Origin of the sequence: Prosthecobacter sp. (genome assembly GCF_046154365.1) — a bacterium.
Taxonomy (GTDB): Bacteria; Verrucomicrobiota; Verrucomicrobiia; order Verrucomicrobiales; family Verrucomicrobiaceae; genus Prosthecobacter.
Map to the genome: position 1 here is coordinate 21,275 of NZ_JBJXFV010000241.1, position 14,581 is coordinate 35,855.

At 60.4% G+C, this 14,581-nt stretch carries 16 protein-coding genes and 1 tRNA gene; 11 read left to right on the forward strand and 6 right to left on the reverse strand.

Features of this window, described 5'->3' with window-relative positions; all coding sequences use genetic code 11:
- Positions 1-13 precede the first annotated feature (13 nt).
- The 7 genes from ACKVY0_RS30425 (at position 14) to polX (ending at position 7,526) form a co-directional block, all read left to right on the forward strand.
- Positions 14-1,120 (forward strand): ABC transporter ATP-binding protein, encoded by a 1,107-nt coding sequence (locus ACKVY0_RS30425; RefSeq protein WP_409218653.1) that lies wholly within the window; start codon positions 14-16, stop codon positions 1,118-1,120.
- The gene (locus ACKVY0_RS30430; protein ID WP_409218654.1) at positions 1,117-1,977 is read left to right on the forward strand and encodes an ABC transporter permease; all 861 of its coding nucleotides are present in this window, start codon (positions 1,117-1,119) and stop codon (positions 1,975-1,977) included. The genes ACKVY0_RS30425 and ACKVY0_RS30430 overlap by 4 nt, the downstream gene beginning before the upstream one ends.
- Positions 1,974-2,744: an ABC transporter permease gene (locus ACKVY0_RS30435; protein WP_409218655.1), complete on the forward strand. Its 771-nt coding sequence runs from the start codon at positions 1,974-1,976 to the stop codon at positions 2,742-2,744. Before ACKVY0_RS30430 ends, ACKVY0_RS30435 begins: the two co-directional genes overlap by 4 nt.
- Entirely contained in the window at positions 2,741-3,520 is a 780-nt protein-coding gene (locus ACKVY0_RS30440; protein WP_409218656.1) for a YdcF family protein, read from the forward strand. The genes ACKVY0_RS30435 and ACKVY0_RS30440 overlap by 4 nt, the downstream gene beginning before the upstream one ends.
- Positions 3,521-3,753: 233 nt before the next feature.
- On the forward strand, positions 3,754-4,689 hold the full coding sequence (locus ACKVY0_RS30445; RefSeq protein ID WP_409218657.1) for a fatty acid desaturase family protein: 936 nt from the start codon (positions 3,754-3,756) through the stop codon (positions 4,687-4,689).
- Positions 4,690-4,716: 27 nt separating this feature from the next.
- Complete coding sequence (gene lpxD, locus ACKVY0_RS30450) at positions 4,717-5,736, forward strand: UDP-3-O-(3-hydroxymyristoyl)glucosamine N-acyltransferase (RefSeq protein ID WP_409218658.1); 1,020 nt, start codon at positions 4,717-4,719, stop codon at positions 5,734-5,736.
- 50 nt (positions 5,737-5,786) lie between these two features.
- Positions 5,787-7,526 (forward strand): DNA polymerase/3'-5' exonuclease PolX, encoded by a 1,740-nt coding sequence (gene polX / locus ACKVY0_RS30455; RefSeq protein WP_409218659.1) that lies wholly within the window; start codon positions 5,787-5,789, stop codon positions 7,524-7,526.
- A 194-nt stretch (positions 7,527-7,720) separates the two neighbouring features.
- Here the strand turns inward: polX and rpmF are convergent, their stop codons facing one another.
- Genes rpmF through ACKVY0_RS30480 form a run of 5 tightly spaced genes read right to left on the reverse strand, consistent with a single transcriptional unit; the run spans position 7,721 to position 10,090 of the window.
- Positions 7,721-7,909 (reverse strand): 50S ribosomal protein L32, encoded by a 189-nt coding sequence (gene rpmF, locus ACKVY0_RS30460; RefSeq protein ID WP_322278095.1) that lies wholly within the window; start codon positions 7,907-7,909, stop codon positions 7,721-7,723.
- Between the two features lie 25 nt (positions 7,910-7,934).
- Entirely contained in the window at positions 7,935-8,414 is a 480-nt protein-coding gene (locus ACKVY0_RS30465; protein WP_409218660.1) for a YceD family protein, read from the reverse strand.
- A gap of 7 nt (positions 8,415-8,421) precedes the next feature.
- Complete coding sequence (gene coaD, locus ACKVY0_RS30470) at positions 8,422-8,907, reverse strand: pantetheine-phosphate adenylyltransferase (protein WP_409218679.1); 486 nt, start codon at positions 8,905-8,907, stop codon at positions 8,422-8,424.
- 49 nt (positions 8,908-8,956) lie between these two features.
- On the reverse strand, positions 8,957-9,328 hold the full coding sequence (acpS, locus tag ACKVY0_RS30475; RefSeq protein ID WP_409218661.1) for a holo-ACP synthase: 372 nt from the start codon (positions 9,326-9,328) through the stop codon (positions 8,957-8,959).
- Between the two features lie 6 nt (positions 9,329-9,334).
- The gene (locus tag ACKVY0_RS30480; protein ID WP_409218662.1) at positions 9,335-10,090 is read right to left on the reverse strand and encodes a pyridoxine 5'-phosphate synthase; all 756 of its coding nucleotides are present in this window, start codon (positions 10,088-10,090) and stop codon (positions 9,335-9,337) included.
- A 162-nt stretch (positions 10,091-10,252) separates the two neighbouring features.
- Between ACKVY0_RS30480 and ACKVY0_RS30485 the strand changes: the two genes are divergently transcribed.
- The 3 genes from ACKVY0_RS30485 to ACKVY0_RS30495 all read left to right on the forward strand — a co-directional run bounded on the left by ACKVY0_RS30485 (position 10,253) and on the right by ACKVY0_RS30495 (position 11,723).
- Positions 10,253-11,167, forward strand: a complete 915-nt coding sequence (locus tag ACKVY0_RS30485; RefSeq protein WP_409218663.1) for a hypothetical protein — start codon at positions 10,253-10,255, stop codon at positions 11,165-11,167.
- A gap of 116 nt (positions 11,168-11,283) precedes the next feature.
- Positions 11,284-11,360: transfer RNA gene (locus ACKVY0_RS30490), tRNA-Asp, on the forward strand.
- 48 nt (positions 11,361-11,408) lie between these two features.
- Positions 11,409-11,723, forward strand: a complete 315-nt coding sequence (locus ACKVY0_RS30495) for an MGMT family protein (RefSeq protein WP_409218664.1) — start codon at positions 11,409-11,411, stop codon at positions 11,721-11,723.
- Here ACKVY0_RS30495 and ACKVY0_RS30500 read toward each other — a convergent pair.
- Entirely contained in the window at positions 11,700-13,607 is a 1,908-nt protein-coding gene (locus ACKVY0_RS30500) for a hypothetical protein (RefSeq protein ID WP_409218665.1), read from the reverse strand. The genes ACKVY0_RS30495 and ACKVY0_RS30500 overlap by 24 nt on opposite strands.
- 208 nt (positions 13,608-13,815) lie before the next feature.
- Between ACKVY0_RS30500 and ACKVY0_RS30505 the strand changes: the two genes are divergently transcribed.
- A complete protein-coding gene (locus ACKVY0_RS30505; protein WP_409218666.1) occupies positions 13,816-14,556 on the forward strand; it encodes an ABC transporter ATP-binding protein in 741 nt (246 codons plus the stop codon).
- Positions 14,557-14,581: the final 25 nt, after the last annotated feature.

Here is a 14,581-nt window from a genome sequence, read left to right on the forward strand (position 1 = left end):
ACCTGCTCACCCCATGGATAGCTTTCTCGTCATCGACCACGTCTCTAAATCCTTCGGCTCCTTGCGTGCCGTGGATGGTGTGTCGTTGTCCGTTGCGCAGGGGGAGGCGTTTTCGCTGCTCGGTCCCAGTGGCTGCGGCAAAACCACGCTGCTGCGCATGATCGCCGGGTTTGAGCGCCCCGACCGTGGGCGCATCCTCGTTGGCGGGCGGGACATCACGACGCTGCCGCCGGAGCAGCGCCCGGTGAACACGGTGTTTCAAAACTACGCGCTGTTTCCGCACCTCAACGTCTGGGAGAACATCGCTTTCGGCCTGCGCATGAGCCGTCGGCCCCGCGAGGAGATCCGCAGCGGCGTGGACCGCATGCTGGAACTGGTGCGCCTCTCCGAACATGCACGTAAACGCCCCGCACAGCTCAGCGGCGGCCAGCGCCAGCGCGTCGCCATCGCCCGTGCCCTCGTCAATCGTCCGCAGGTGCTGCTGCTCGATGAGCCGCTGGCCGCACTCGATTTGAAGCTGCGCCAGCACATGCTCATGGAACTGAACACGATCCACGAACAGGTCGGCACCACCTTCATCTACGTCACGCACGACCAAGGCGAGGCCATGAGCCTCAGCGACCGCATCGCGGTGATGAACCAGGGCAAGGTGGAGCAGATCGACTCGCCTGAGCGCCTGTATGAAACCCCGCGCAGCAGCTTCGTTGCCTCATTCATCGGCGAGGCCAACTTCTTCACCGGCACCGTCGTCGAAATGCAGCACGAAGGCTATGTGCGTGTGATGGTGGAGGGCCTCGGCAGCCCGCTGGTGCTCAGCAAGGGCACGGTTTCTTCGAATCAGACGCTGCGTCTCATGGTGCGGCCGGAAAAAATCAGCCTCACGCTCAAACGTCCGCCCAGCGGCGAGCGGGTGAACGCGTTTCGCGGCATCGTCGAAGACATCGCCTACTTCGGCTCGCACACGCGGTATCGCATCCGTGCTGGCGAGCACAGCATCCTGGCGCAACTGCAACGCAGCCGGTTCAGCGGCGGCGAGATCGATCCCGCACGCGGAGCCGAGGTCTGGATGACGTTTCATCCCGATGAAGGCCGCGTCCTCATGCTGGAGGCTGGCGCATGACCTCCGCACACCGGCAATCCAAGCAATGGCTGCTCACGCTGCCATCCCTCGCCTGGCTCGGCGTGTTTTTTGTGATCCCGAGCATTCTGGTCATATTCACCGCGTTTCGCCCGGCGGATCTGCAGGGCGGTGTCGGGGCAGGGTGGACGCTGGACACACTCCGTGCGGTGAGCGATCCGGCCTATCTGCCGATTGTCTGGCGCACCGTGTGGCTCAGCGGTGTCACCACGTTCGTTTGTCTCGCGCTCGCCTTGCCGATGACGTTTCAAATGGCGCGCGTCGGCCCCCGCATGCGGCAGGTGCTGCTGCTCCTCGTGGTTGTCCCGTTTCTCTCGAATTTTCTCATCCGCATCTTCGCCTGGAAATCCCTGCTGCATCCCGAAGGCCCGCTCACGCGCCTGCTGCACTGGCTGCATCTCATTCCCGAGGATGCCCTGCTGCTCAACCACGTCGGTGCGGTGCTGCTCGTGCTCATCTACACGCAGCTCCCCTTCGCCATCCTGCCGCTCTATGCCGCCGCCGAGAAGTTTGACTTCGGCCTGCTCGATGCCGCACGCGATCTCGGTGCCGGGCCATGGCGCTCATTCTCCAAAATCTTCGTCCCTGGCGTGCGTCGTGGCTTCATCTCCGCCGCGCTCATGGTGTTTGTCTGCTCGCTCGGTCAGTATGTCATCCCGCAGATGGTTGGCGGCGCCTCGGATGAGATGCTCGGCAGCAAGATCGCCCAGCGCGTGTTTTCCGATCGCAATCTGCCGCACGCCAGCGCCCTTGCCGCCGGTCTGATGCTCGCGGTGCTGGTGCCGATGCTTGTCATCGCCGCGTGGCAGCGGTTTGGCCGCAAGGAGGCTGCGTCATGAGACGCTCCAGGCTGCCATCCCTCATCACGTTCGCCGTGCTGGTGTTTCTGTTCGCGCCGCTCGTGGTGCTGGTGACGAATTCTTTCAACGCTTCGCGTTTTGGCGGCGCGTGGGAAGGCTTCACCTGGGGCTGGTATGACAAGCTCTGGGCGGCGGATGAAGTGTGGGAATCGCTCGCCGTCACGCTCAAGATCGCCGTGTCCGCCTCGCTCGCCGCGATGATTCTCGGCACGCTCGCCGCGTATGCGCTGCACTGCTTTCGCTCCTGGCTGCAAAATGTGCACCAGATGCTCATCACGCTGCCGCTGGTCATGCCGGACATCCTCATGGGGATGGCGCTGCTGGCGCTGTTCGTCGTCACTGGGGTCGAAACCGGCCTGCTCACCATCTGGATCGCGCATGTGACGTTTTGCCTGAGCTTTGTCACCATGGTCGTGCTCGGGCGCTTGCAGGATTTTGACTTCACCCTCATCGACGCCGCCCGTGATCTCGGTGCCACGCGGGCACAGGCAGTGCGCAAAGTGCTGCTGCCGCTGCTGCTGCCCGGCGTGCTCGCCGGCGGCCTGCTCGCTTTCACGCTGTCCATCGACGACTACGTCATCACCTTCTTCGTCTCCGGTCCCGGCACCACCACGCTGCCGCTACGAGTCGCTAGTATGATGAAAACCAGTCGCAGCCTGCCCGTCATCAACGCTCTCAGCACGCTGCTCATCGCCAGCACCTTCGTCATCGCCGCCTTGAGTTTTCGCCTGCAACGCCGCACATGATTCCCCTCCTCAAATCCTTGGTCGATTTTCTGGAGCCACCCGGCCTCATCTGGCTGGTGCTGACGATCAAGAGTGCGCTGCACCTTCGCCGCCGGCACTGGCGGCCGCTCTGGCTGACGGGGTCCGCCTGGCTGCTGCTCACGATCACAAGCGCATTGCCAGTGCCTCATTTACTGATGGCTTCGCTCGAAAAAGAGTGGCCGCCGGTGGATCTGGCTGCATTGCCTGAGTGCGATGCCATCATGGTGCTCGGCGGCACCGCAGAACCGTCGGTCATGGAGCCCGCAGGCATCCATTTCTTCGGTGGTGCGGACCGTTTGTTCACCGCGCTGACCCTCGCGAAGCTTGGGAAGGGAAAAACTCTCATCATCGGCGGTGGTGCCGTCAAAACCACCGATGGCCGTCTTATCTTCGAAGCGGACGGAGTCAGGGATTGGTTCAAGCAATGGCAACTGACGACGATTCCAGTGCATAGTCTTGGCGGTTGTGCCGACACTCACGATGAGGCCGTCAAAGTTGCCGCTTTGGCAAAAGAGAAAGGCTGGCAGCGCATTGCACTGGTGACTTCTGCTTGCCACATGCGTCGGACCCAGGCGGTCTTTATCAAGGCCGGAGCACCTGTCATCCCAGTGCCGTGCAATTACGAGAGCGCTCCGATGCGTGGTCGGCCACTGAACTGGTTCAATGTCCCAAGTGCCACGCACCTGTTGCTGTTTGAAGCTTGGATGCACGAAGTCATCGGCTGGTGGGGGTATCGCCTGCGCGGCTGGATTTGAGGCGCGAGCTTAGCGATTGGGCTGTTGCGACAAGGGCAAAGATCGAGGACTCAAGTGAATCAAAAGCATTGCACAAGCCGCTCAGATTGGAGGAATCAGAACTTGCGGACAATCTCATCATGGGGTTGCATGACCCTCACATGACTAGTGGCCTGGCTTTAGCCGATTCCATCACTCTTGGCGGTAGAAACAGGACGGGCACCGAGCTTATCCTGGCCACCAAAAATTATGCCGTGGACAGCACTGCGAAAAGCTGGTGGTGCATCCTTTCCACCACGGCGCTGCTGGCGGCGGCGGTCGCGGGCACACTGCTGCTTTCCCATTTTGCGTTCAAGCTCGCCTGCAGCGTTCTGTCCGGGTTGTTGCTGCTGCGCTTGTTCGTCATCTACCACGATCAGCAGCATAACGCTCTCCTGCCCAAATCGAAGCTGGCGGAGTGGCTTATGCGCGGCTTTGGCCTCCTGGCCCTCAGCCCCAGCAGCATCTGGCGCAGCTCGCACAATCACCATCACCATCACAACTCGAAGATCAAAGGCTCGCACATCGGTTCGTTCCCGATCATGACGAAGGATCACTTTCTGAAGGCTTCCAAGTCCGCGCGTTGGATTTACCTATTCATGCGTCATCCGCTGACCATCCTGTTCGGCTACCTGACGGTGTTTTTGCATGGCATGTGCCTGCGGCCGTTTGTCACGAAGCCACGGGAGCACCTCGACTGTCTGCTCGCCCTGCTGGTGCATGCGGGCATCGCGGCGCTGCTGCTGGTCAAGTTTGGCTGGCTGGCTTGGTTGCTGGCGCAGGTCATCCCGCACTTCATCACTTACGCGATCGGTTCCTACCTGTTCTATGCGCAGCATAACTTCCCGGACGTGTCGTTTTATGACAAGGCGGGCTGGACCTACGAGCGTGCCGCTCTGGAATCCTCCAGCTACATGAAGACCGGCCGTCTCATGGCCTGGTTCACCGCCAACATCGGTTACCATCACATTCATCACCTCAATGCGCGCATTCCGTTCTACCGGCTGCCGGAGGTGCTCCGCGAGATCCCTGAATTGCAAAAGCCGAAGGTCACCTCTTTGCACCCACGCGAAATCCTGCGCTGCCTGCGTTTGAAAGTCTGGGATGTGGAGTTGCAACGCATGGTCGGGCTACCGGATTCCGCGCATTAGGGCCGCTATTTCTATCCCGACTTTTCCATGTTCACCGTCGCCTTTATTGCAGAGCAGATCGGTGGTGAAGTTGTCGGTGATGGCACGTTGATGATCACTGGCATTGCGCCAGCCGATGGTGCGCGTGTTGGCGATCTGACTTTCGCTGAAACCGGCCGCTATCTGGCGGCTGCCGAAGCCTGCCCGGCCAGCGCAATCCTCGTTTCTGCTGGCTTCCAATCCGCCACGAAGGTTCTGATTCGCGTCAAAAACGCCCGTATTGGCATCGCCAAGGTGCTGCCCTTGTTCTTCCCGCCAGAAACGCATGCCGCCGGGATTCATCCGAGTGCGGTGGTTGATGCCACCGCCGTCATTGACGCCACGGCCACGGTTGGTCCGCACTGCATCATCAGTGCTGGTGTACGTATCGGGCCGCGCTCGGTCTTGATGGGCGGTAATCACATCGGTCTCGACAGCCAGGTCGGTGAGGATGTCTGCCTGTACCCGAATGTGGTGCTCTATCCGAAAACACAGATTGGCAATCGCGTCATCATTCATGCTGGCACGGCGATCGGCTCGGACGGCTACGGCTATGTCTTTGATCAAGGCCGCCATCGCAAAATGCTGCAAGTCGGCAACGTCGTCATTCATGACGATGTCGAGATCGGTGCCAACACCTCCATCGACCGGGGTGCGCTCGGCTCCACCGTCATCGGGCAGGGGACCAAGATCGACAATCTCGTCCATGTGGCCCACAACGTCGTCATGGGGCGGCACTGCCTCATCATGGGGCAGGTTGGCTTTGCTGGCAGCACCCAGCTTTCCGACTACGTCGTCATCGCCTCGCAATCCGGCATCGCCGGTCATCTCAAACTCGGCACGCAGGCCACCATCGGTGCCAAATCCGGCGTCATGCGTGACATTCCTGCTGGTGAAACCGTGCTCGGCTATCCCGCCGCTCCCGACAAGCAGGCCAAGCGCCAGTGGATTGCCATGGCGCAGTTGCCCGATGCCTTGCGTCGTTTGAAAACATTGGAGAAGCAGGTCGGCGTAGCGAAACTGGCGTAACCGCCGCACTTCGCGCTTCACCTTGCGGCAAGTCACGCCATGATGTGCGCATGACCCGCGCTGACGCCGCCACCATCTTTGAACGCATCGCCCTGCTGCTTGAATTGAAGGGAGAAAACACCTTCAAAGTCCGTGCCTACCGCACCGGGGCCGAGATCGTCGAAAGCTTCAGTGGCGACATCATGAAACTCGCCGCCGAGAACCAGCTCGCCGGCATCAAGGGCCTGGGCGAGGCGCTGCGGGACAAACTGCATGAAATGGCCACGACGGGAAAGCTGGAGTTCTACGAGAAACTCAAAACCGAGTTTCCCGACACGTTGTTCGAGCTGTTCGATGTCCAAGGCCTTGGCCCGAAGAAAGTGGCTGCGCTGCATGCTGAACTCGGCGTGTCCTCCATCGCCGATTTGAAACGTGCCTGCGAAAGCGGTGAGGCCGCGAAGCTTTCTGGTTTCGGCGGCAAGACGGTGGAGAAGCTGCTCGAAAGCATCGCCTTCCGCGAGCAGCATGCGTCCGAGTTCCGCCAGGATCAGGTCTATCCCTTGGCGCAGGAAATTCTGGAAGCGTTACGCGGACATCCCAATGTTTCGCATGCTGAGGTCTGTGGCAGCTTCCGTCGTGGCAAGGAGACCGTGCATGACCTCGACTTCCTCGTCTCCACGAAGCAGCCGGAGCATGTCATCGAAGCCTTCGTGCAGATGCCTCTCGTTGTCGATGTCATCGCCAAAGGCCCCACCAAGGCCAGTGTGCATGTCGTCAACGGCGTACAGTGTGACCTGCGGGCCGTCTCCAACAAAGAGTTCCCCTTCGCCCTTGCTTACTTCACCGGCAGCAAGGAGCACAACGTCGCCATCCGCCAGCGGGCGCTCAATCGCGGCTGGTCGCTCAACGAGTACGCTTTCACTCCCGTGCCCGATCATGCCGATGCGCCGGTCATTCCGCCGATTCATGATGAAGCGGACCTCTACCGCGCCCTCGATCTCGATTTTATCGACCCCGAATTGCGTGAGAACACCGGCGAGATCGCCGCTGCCGAGCACGGCGGCCTGCCGCGTCTCATCCAGCTCGAAAACCTGCGCGGTGTCTTCCACAATCACACCACCGCGAGTGATGGTGGTGCGACCTTGCGCGAAATGGCCGCCGCCGCGCACGATCTTGGCCTGCAATACCTCGGCATCGCCGATCACAGTAAATCATCGTTTCAGGCGAATGGTCTCGATGAAAAGCGGCTGCTTGCTCAGATTGAGGAAATCAAAACGTTGAATGCTGAGTTAGACGACTTCCGCATCTTCACCGGCAGCGAGGTGGACATCCTCAAGGACGGCAGTCTCGACTTCAGCGACGAAATCATGGCCCAGCTCGATTACGTCGTCGCTTCGGTTCATAACGTCTTCAATCTGCCCGAAGCCGAGATGACCAAGCGCATCATCCGCGCCATTGAAAACCCACATGTGACGATGCTCGGTCATCTCACCGGCCGTTTGCTGCTCCAACGTCCTAGTTATCACGTCAATGTCGCCGCCGTGATTGATGCCGCTGCTGCAACTGGCACCATCATCGAACTCAACGCCAGTGCCTGGCGTCTCGACATGGACTGGCGCTGGTGGAAGCTGGCGAAGGAGAAAGGTGTCAAATGCAGCATCAATCCTGATGCCCACAGCACCCGTGGCCTCCAGGACGTGATCCACGGCGTCAAAGCCGCCCGCAAAGGCTGGCTCACCCGCAAGGATGTCGTCAACTGCCTGCCACTCGCCGAGGTGGAGAAGGTTTTGCAAGCGAAGCGATCGCGCTGATGGAGCGCGAGTTTTTAACTCGCCGTCTTTTCTGCTGCTGACCATTTGCCAAAAAATGGCGAGTGGTCTTCGACACACCCGCGCTCCGGCTCTTACGTCCCTTCGGGAATGAGTGTTTGTCGTACGGCAAAACAAAAACCCCGCCGCGTCGTGAGACACTGCGGGGTGAATGAAAAGGGAATGCGGGGCTGGTCCTAGCTTTCGCCGGCGACCTTGCTGATCACCTGACGACCGCGGTAGTAGCCGCAGGAGGGACAGGCGACGTGGCCGGGGACGGTGGTGCCGCATTCAGGGCAGCTCTTGAGGGTGGGCGCTTTCCAGCGGTTGGCGCCTTGACGCATGCGTTGGCGGCTCTTGGATTGTCTGCGCTTCGGATTGGCCATGAGAGTATCGGGTGGGGGGTCTGGTCTAGTTTAACTTGTTCAATGCTTCCCATACACCCTGGCCCGCACTTTGAGGCTCGTCTGCGGCTGTTTCCAGCACGGGTTCAAACCTGCCTTCGGCGGGACACTGACGAGGCCGGACATTGCCGTCCTCACAGCGTGGGTAGCTCGGAAGGGCCAGGAGAGTATCTTCCCGGATGGTATCCGTCAAGTTGATCGTGGCATCCTTCTCAAACTCTAGTTCGGCGGCGTAATCGGCGATTTCGAGGCGGTGCTCGAAGCGCTCCAGGCAGCGGCCGCATTCGAGGCTGAAGGTGGCCGCCAGCGTGCCGGTGACGATGAGGTCACCATCGTCACGCTCGATGTGCAGGTCGTACTGCAGCGGGGAAATGGCCCGGACGGGGTCTTTTTCTTCCAAGCCGAAGAATGCGGGAGGTTCGTGGCCGGAGACATCCTTGCCGCTGTCGGGCAGGGAACGCATGTCGATGTGCAGGGGACGGTGCATGGGGAGGTCAGGGTTGCTGAAGCTTGGACCGCAGGGCGATGGCGACGTTGGGCGGGACGAATTGCTCGATGTGGCCGCCGAGGCGGCAGATTTCCTTCACCAGACGGCTGCTGATGTAGGTGTACTCTTCGCGGGGCATGAGGAACAGGGTTTCAAGGTTCGGTTCTAACTTACGATTCATGAGGGCGAGTTGGAACTCGAATTCGAAATCGGACACGGCACGCAGGCCGCGTACGAGGGCGATGGCGTTGTGCTGGCGGGCGAAATTCACCAGCAGACCGTCGAAGGGCATGACTTCGATGCCGTCGATGTCAGCGGTGGCGTTGCGGATGAGTTCGACGCGTTCTTCGACGGAGAAGAGGCTTTGCTTCGAATTGTCACGGGCCACGGCGATGATGAGATTGTCAAAAATGCCCGCCGCACGCTGAAGCACGTCGAGATGGCCGTTGGTGATGGGGTCGAAGCTGCCGGGATAGATCGCGCGTCGCATGATTTAATGAACCTGAGTGTAGCGGTTGCGGCAATGCGTGAAAAGCAAAAGCTCACCCCAGAAACACCTGCGCCATGGCAAGATCACGGGTGTGCGTGAGGCTGACGAGGCAGGTGGCTTCGCCGGCGTGTTCTTTGGCCATGCCATGCAGGATGATCACCGGCTTGCCGCTGGCCTCGCGCCCGACTTCGATGTCCGTCCAGCTCACGCCATCGGCCCAGATGCCGGTACCGAGGGCTTTAGCGACGGCTTCTTTGGCGGCAAAGCGTGCGGCGTAATGCATCGCCGGTTCGGCGCAGCCGTCGCAGTAGGCGATCTCCGCCGCCGTGAAGGTGCGATCCTTGAAGCGCTGGCCGTGCTTCTCCAACATTTCGCGGATGCGCGGCACTTCCACGAGATCAATGCCGATGCCAGTGAGTTTCATGGGGATTCAATCGCGGTAGGTGGCCATCATTGCCAGCATTTCCTGCACTGCCGCACGCAGGCCGATGAACACGGCGCGCGAAACGATGTGATGACCGATGTTCAGTTCGGCCAGATGTGGCACGGCCCAGAGATCGGGCAGGTTTTTCGTCGTCAAGCCGTGCCCGGCGTTGATTTGCAATCCGAGCGCATGACCCAGTTCGGCCGCCGCGCACAACCGCCGCACCTCGGCATCGCGCTCGGGACCGGTGTGATTGGCGAAGGTGCCAGTGTGCAGTTCGATCATCGCCGCGCCGATGTCAGCGCTGGCACGCACTTGTTCGAGGTCCGGGGCGATGAACATGCTGACGCGGGTGCCGTTGTCACTGAGTGCCGTCACTGTCGAGCGCAAGGCCTCACACTGGCCCACCACATCGAGACCGCCTTCCGTCGTCACTTCCTCACGATTCTCCGGCACCATGCACACAAAGTCGGGCCGCATCTCGAGGGCGATGGCGAGAATCTCGCGCGTGTTGCCCATTTCCAGATTCAATTTCGTGCCGATGTGTTTTCTCAGCAGTAGCACGTCCGCGTCCTGAATATGTCGGCGGTCGGCACGCAGATGGATGGTGATGGAGTGGGCACCCGCCTTTTCCGCCTCAAGCGCCGCCGTCAGCACGCATGGCTCTGCGTTCGGCGACGCCAGCATGGTGCGATAGCGTGCCTGGCGCAGGGTGACGACATGGTCGATGTTGACTCCGAGGAGCAGGTTGGATTGAGGCATGGGCGTTAGCTTTATGTAGCGAAGTCACCCCCGCCCGCAAGTGGCGTGTCCCGGCGCATTTTTGCGTAAACTTTACAGAAAAATGCAATGGTCCGCCCAAGAAATGGAAGTACTGGATCGCTTGCTCATGCGGTGACGCATGCTTCATCAAACTCCACTCCCATGAAATCACTCTTCTACACCCTCCTCATCCTTGGCGGCGTTTTTCTCGGTTATGATTACTTCCTGGCTCCTCCGGGCCAGAAAGTGGTCTTCAAAAGCCTCAATCCGCCGAAACAGGCGAAACCTACACCGGTGAAATCTGCGGAGCCGCCCAAATCTGTGGTGGTTGAAGCCGCGCCCGCGCCGGTCATGCCTGCCGTGGTGGAGTCTCCCAAGCCCGTCACACCAGCACCGGCTCCTGCGACTGTCAAAGCGTCCACGAGTCCCAAGTTCGAGCCCATCGAGGCCCTCACTGGCAACTGGCTCAAGATTCCAACCTCGGCTTTCCCACGTGAGGTGAAGCTGCTGCAGGACGCCATGTTCAAGATGAGCGTGGGCGCAAGCAAGGTGGCTGCTGGTGGCAAAGCTTTCGCGCTAAGCGCGGAGAATGGGGTGATCATTCTAGCACCTACCGCAACCTCACCAGCACGCGCGCAATTGCCCATCGACGGCACCGATTTGAAGGCGCAGCTCAACGAATCCTACGAGAAATGGAAGATTGTGCGTGCGGAGGAGCTCAAAGCCATCGCGGCGAAGAAGCAGCAGCAGCAATCTGCGGCCCAGCCTACCATCGCCGCACCTTCCAGCAGCGAGGCGGATGCGAGCGGCAAACCGGTGCGCGCCGCCGATGGCACTTATCCGCTGCTCATTGCCAGCATGAAGCGCGGCCAGGTCACCGAAATCAAACCCGATAACATCACCGGCTGGCAGGAAGCGCAGCCTGCCACATTGCAGGGCAAGAACGGCTGGGCGGTAAAGGTGAACTTCGATGCCAAAACCGTATTTGGTCCGCAACCGGCGGAGGCGCAGGCGCTGGTGGTGAACGGGCAGGTGCAAGGTTGGTTCTTCACCGGTTCCGGTGAAGAAGTGCCTTGAGTGCTGTGCGTGTCGCAGACGGCGGTGCGCGCGTGTTGATAAAATTTTCACACGCAGAAGTTTCCGTTTGCCAGCGCAATGCATGCGTTTAGTATCGCGGCCCAATTCTTGGTGAAGGAGCGGTAGCTCAATTGGTTAGAGCGCCAGCCTGTCACGTTGGAGGTTGCGGGTTCAAGTCCCGTCCGTTCCGCCATGAATGACAAAAGCCGCCTGTTTTCAGGCGGCTTTTTTCTTGCCCCCCATGACACCATTCCAGCAGCGCGTTTATGAGTTCATCCGCGAAATCCCATGCGGACGGGTGACGACGTACGCCAGCATCGGCCGGGCGTTGCACTGCCGCTCGGCGCAGGCGATCGGGCAGGCGCTCAAACGCAATCCACTGGCTCCCGAGGTGCCCTGCCATCGCGTGATCCGCGCGGATCTGACACTCGGCGGCTATTCTGGCCAGACCACGGGCGCGAAGGTGCGTGAAAAAATCGCGCTGCTGAAAGCCGAAGGCGTGGAATTTGCGGCTGGCAGGCTCAAGGACGCCTCACGGCTGTGGCCGGACGACTGAAGACGGCTGCTCCAGCGCACGTTCATAGCAGCGCCGTTCCTCCGGCAGCATGCTAGCCTTGGGGTTGATCGCCTTGATCACACCGGCGGCCTCGTCATGGAAGCCGCCGCTGTTGGCAATGGCGGCAAACACCGCGCGCTGTCCCTCGCTGAGTGGATTCAAATCGATGTAGTTAAGATAGCGGACGGCCTGATCAATGTCATGCAGGCGCCAGAATGCCAGGGCGACGGTCAGTTTGCGCAGGTGGTCCTTGGGCTGGATTTTCAGGAGATTCTGCGAGCCGCGCAGGGACAGCTCGATGTTTCGACCCGCCAGCAGGCTGGAGTAGAGATGTCGTTCGATGAAGGTGTTGTCATCCGGCCAGCGCTGCACGGCATGCAAAGTGGCTTGGAGCAAGGATTCCGTGTTTTGATTCGCCTCGCAGGCTTTGATGAGGCCGGTGAAAGCCTCGCGTTCGATGCGGGCCGAGGCCGAGGCCCGCTGCGCCGCCTTGATGGCGAGGCGGTAGGCGTCTTCCGCGATGTCGAAATGACCGCGGTCCTCCCCATACTGGGCGATGCGCAGCAGGGCAGGGTAGCGGCCGTTGGCTTGCGCCGCATCCTTGGCGGCGATCAATTTGCCGCGCAGCTCCTCGGCTGGCTTTTTCAAAACATAGGCCAGATGTGCCCGGAACATCGCCACCGTGGTGGGATCGAGGATGTCCGCGACCTTCGGATCGTTGACCAGGCGCTCCAGGTCGTTGAAACGCTGAAGCATCGTCAGGGCGTTGAGGTAGTTCTCCAGCAGCCCCTGATGCGCCTTGGCCTCCTCCTCGGGCAGGATGGTCAGCACCTGAAGAAATTCTCCCTGCTCGACGAGCCAGCGCACGAAGGGCAGCAGTTGATCGCGCTTTTTGTCCCGGTATTTGGCCACCGCATCCATCACGATGGCTTTTTTGCGTTCCGGTGCCTGCAGCACCTCGCGTTTCAAGGCGGCGACGTAATGCGCATCTCCCGCCTTGGGATGGGTTTTGAGGCGCTGAATCAGCTTGTCCGCATCCATCGGAGACAATGAGGGCAGGCTGTCGATGAATTCCAGCGCTTGCAGGCCCAGGACATCTTCCTGGGCGGCCAGCGTCCAGAGCAGTTCCATGCCCTGGCCGACTTCGGACGGATTGCTTGAGGCGATCTGCACCTTGGCAAAGCGCAGCGCGCCGACCTTGTCCTCTGGGTGGTTCTCGTGAAAAATGCGCAGCACATTGAGCAGCGGTTTGTTCTGCTCGCGCTGGCCCCAGACATCCTCGGCCAGCTTCATCAGCGCTTCGCTGGGCTGTTCGACCCGCATCAGTTGTTCCAGTGCGGCGGAGGCCTCCTTCGGCCTGCCGAGATTCAGCAGACAGCGCACATGCATCTGCTCGTCCGCTGGGGTAAGAGCTCCGAACTCCTTGAGCTTGTCATAGAAATAGAGCGCCGTGTCGCGCTTCATCAGCGTGAAGTACTCAAAATTCAGCCGGATGGCGTCGATGCTTTCCGGGGCAAAGAGGACGGCCTCTTGGGCTTTCATCACGGCATTCACGACCTGGTCGTTTTCCGCCATGCGGCGCGCCTCCTTCACCATGCTCTCCGCGCGCATGTTCTTGTACGAGTTCTTCAACGGCCTAGCGTACACGATGCCCAGGAGCAGCAGTGTGGTGCAGATGCTGATGATCACGAAGGCGGCGATCCAGCGCGCCAGTGGTGACTGGCGGTCGCGGTGCGCCACCGTCGGCGGCACCAGCCATTGCCATGCCATGATAAAGGGACGCCACAGAACGAAGGGTTTCTGTGACGGGTCCTTGTTGGGGTCGATGTTTTGATTCCAAAGCATGAGGCTTGGCGGCTGGGAGCGCGGAGTGTAGGTGATCACATTGCCTCGTCACGTTGAAATTTTTCCTGCAACCTGATTGTCAACCACCGCGTTCAACGCATCCCGCTTCCCGTCGAAAATTCAGTTGAAAAGCCGTGCATACCTCCTAAAGCAGCGGCCCGCGATTGAACGTCCGGAGGGGGCGAACAACCAGACCCGCCCCCCCTGTGGCTTCTGTCTCCCCCAACCCATCTGATCCAACGACGTTATGATCCAAGTCAAGAACCTCATCAAAGTGTTCGGCACCAAGGTGGCAGTCGATGATGTCTCCTTCTCTGTGGAGAAAGGCGAAGTACTCGGCTTCCTTGGCCCCAACGGCGCCGGCAAATCCACCACCATGCGCATGGTCACGGGCTATTTCCGCCCCACCAGCGGCAGCGTGAATCTTTGCGGCATCGACATGCTCGAAAATCCCGAGCAGGCGAAACAGCGTCTCGGCTACCTGCCGGAAAATGCGCCGCTTTACTCCGACATGACGGTGGCCAGCTTTCTCGGCTTCTGCGCCGAGCTGCGCGGCCTGCATGGTGCGGACCGCACCAAGGCCATCGACCGCGTGCTCGATCTCTGCTTCCTCGACAGCGTGCGCAACCAAAGCGTGGACACGCTCTCCAAAGGCTACCGCCACCGCACCTGCTTCGCGCAAAGCATCATTCACGATCCTGATGTGCTCATCCTCGATGAGCCGACCGACGGCCTCGATCCGAATCAAAAGCACGAAGTGCGCGGCATGATCAAGCGCATGGGCCAGAACAAGGCCATCATCTTCTCCACGCACATTCTTGAGGAGGTCGAAGCTGCCTGCTCACGCGCCATCATCATTGATCGCGGCAAAGTCGTCGCCGACGGCACGCCCGCAAGCCTCAAGCAGCTCGTTCCCGGCGCAAAGTCGCTCGACGAGGTCTTCCGCAGCATCACCAAGCCCGACACGGCGCACAAGCAGGCTGCTTAAACCGCATTTCATTTCCCAACCCCAA

Bases quoted from the DNA above. Each gene is read 5' to 3' on its own strand.
- ACKVY0_RS30425 (WP_409218653.1), top strand. From the start codon at position 14: ATGGATAGCTTTCTCGTCATCGACCACGTCTCTAAATCCTTCGGCTCC.
- ACKVY0_RS30430 (WP_409218654.1), top strand. From the start codon at position 1,117: ATGACCTCCGCACACCGGCAATCCAAGCAATGGCTGCTCACGCTGCCA.
- ACKVY0_RS30435 (WP_409218655.1), top strand. From the start codon at position 1,974: ATGAGACGCTCCAGGCTGCCATCCCTCATCACGTTCGCCGTGCTGGTG.
- ACKVY0_RS30440 (WP_409218656.1), top strand. From the start codon at position 2,741: ATGATTCCCCTCCTCAAATCCTTGGTCGATTTTCTGGAGCCACCCGGC.
- lpxD (WP_409218658.1), top strand. From the start codon at position 4,717: ATGTTCACCGTCGCCTTTATTGCAGAGCAGATCGGTGGTGAAGTTGTC.
- polX (WP_409218659.1), top strand. From the start codon at position 5,787: ATGACCCGCGCTGACGCCGCCACCATCTTTGAACGCATCGCCCTGCTG.
- rpmF (WP_322278095.1), bottom strand. From the start codon at position 7,909: ATGGCCAATCCGAAGCGCAGACAATCCAAGAGCCGCCAACGCATGCGT.
- ACKVY0_RS30465 (WP_409218660.1), bottom strand. From the start codon at position 8,414: ATGCACCGTCCCCTGCACATCGACATGCGTTCCCTGCCCGACAGCGGC.
- acpS (WP_409218661.1), bottom strand. From the start codon at position 9,328: ATGAAACTCACTGGCATCGGCATTGATCTCGTGGAAGTGCCGCGCATC.
- ACKVY0_RS30480 (WP_409218662.1), bottom strand. From the start codon at position 10,090: ATGCCTCAATCCAACCTGCTCCTCGGAGTCAACATCGACCATGTCGTC.
- ACKVY0_RS30485 (WP_409218663.1), top strand. From the start codon at position 10,253: ATGAAATCACTCTTCTACACCCTCCTCATCCTTGGCGGCGTTTTTCTC.
- ACKVY0_RS30495 (WP_409218664.1), top strand. From the start codon at position 11,409: ATGACACCATTCCAGCAGCGCGTTTATGAGTTCATCCGCGAAATCCCA.
- ACKVY0_RS30505 (WP_409218666.1), top strand. From the start codon at position 13,816: ATGATCCAAGTCAAGAACCTCATCAAAGTGTTCGGCACCAAGGTGGCA.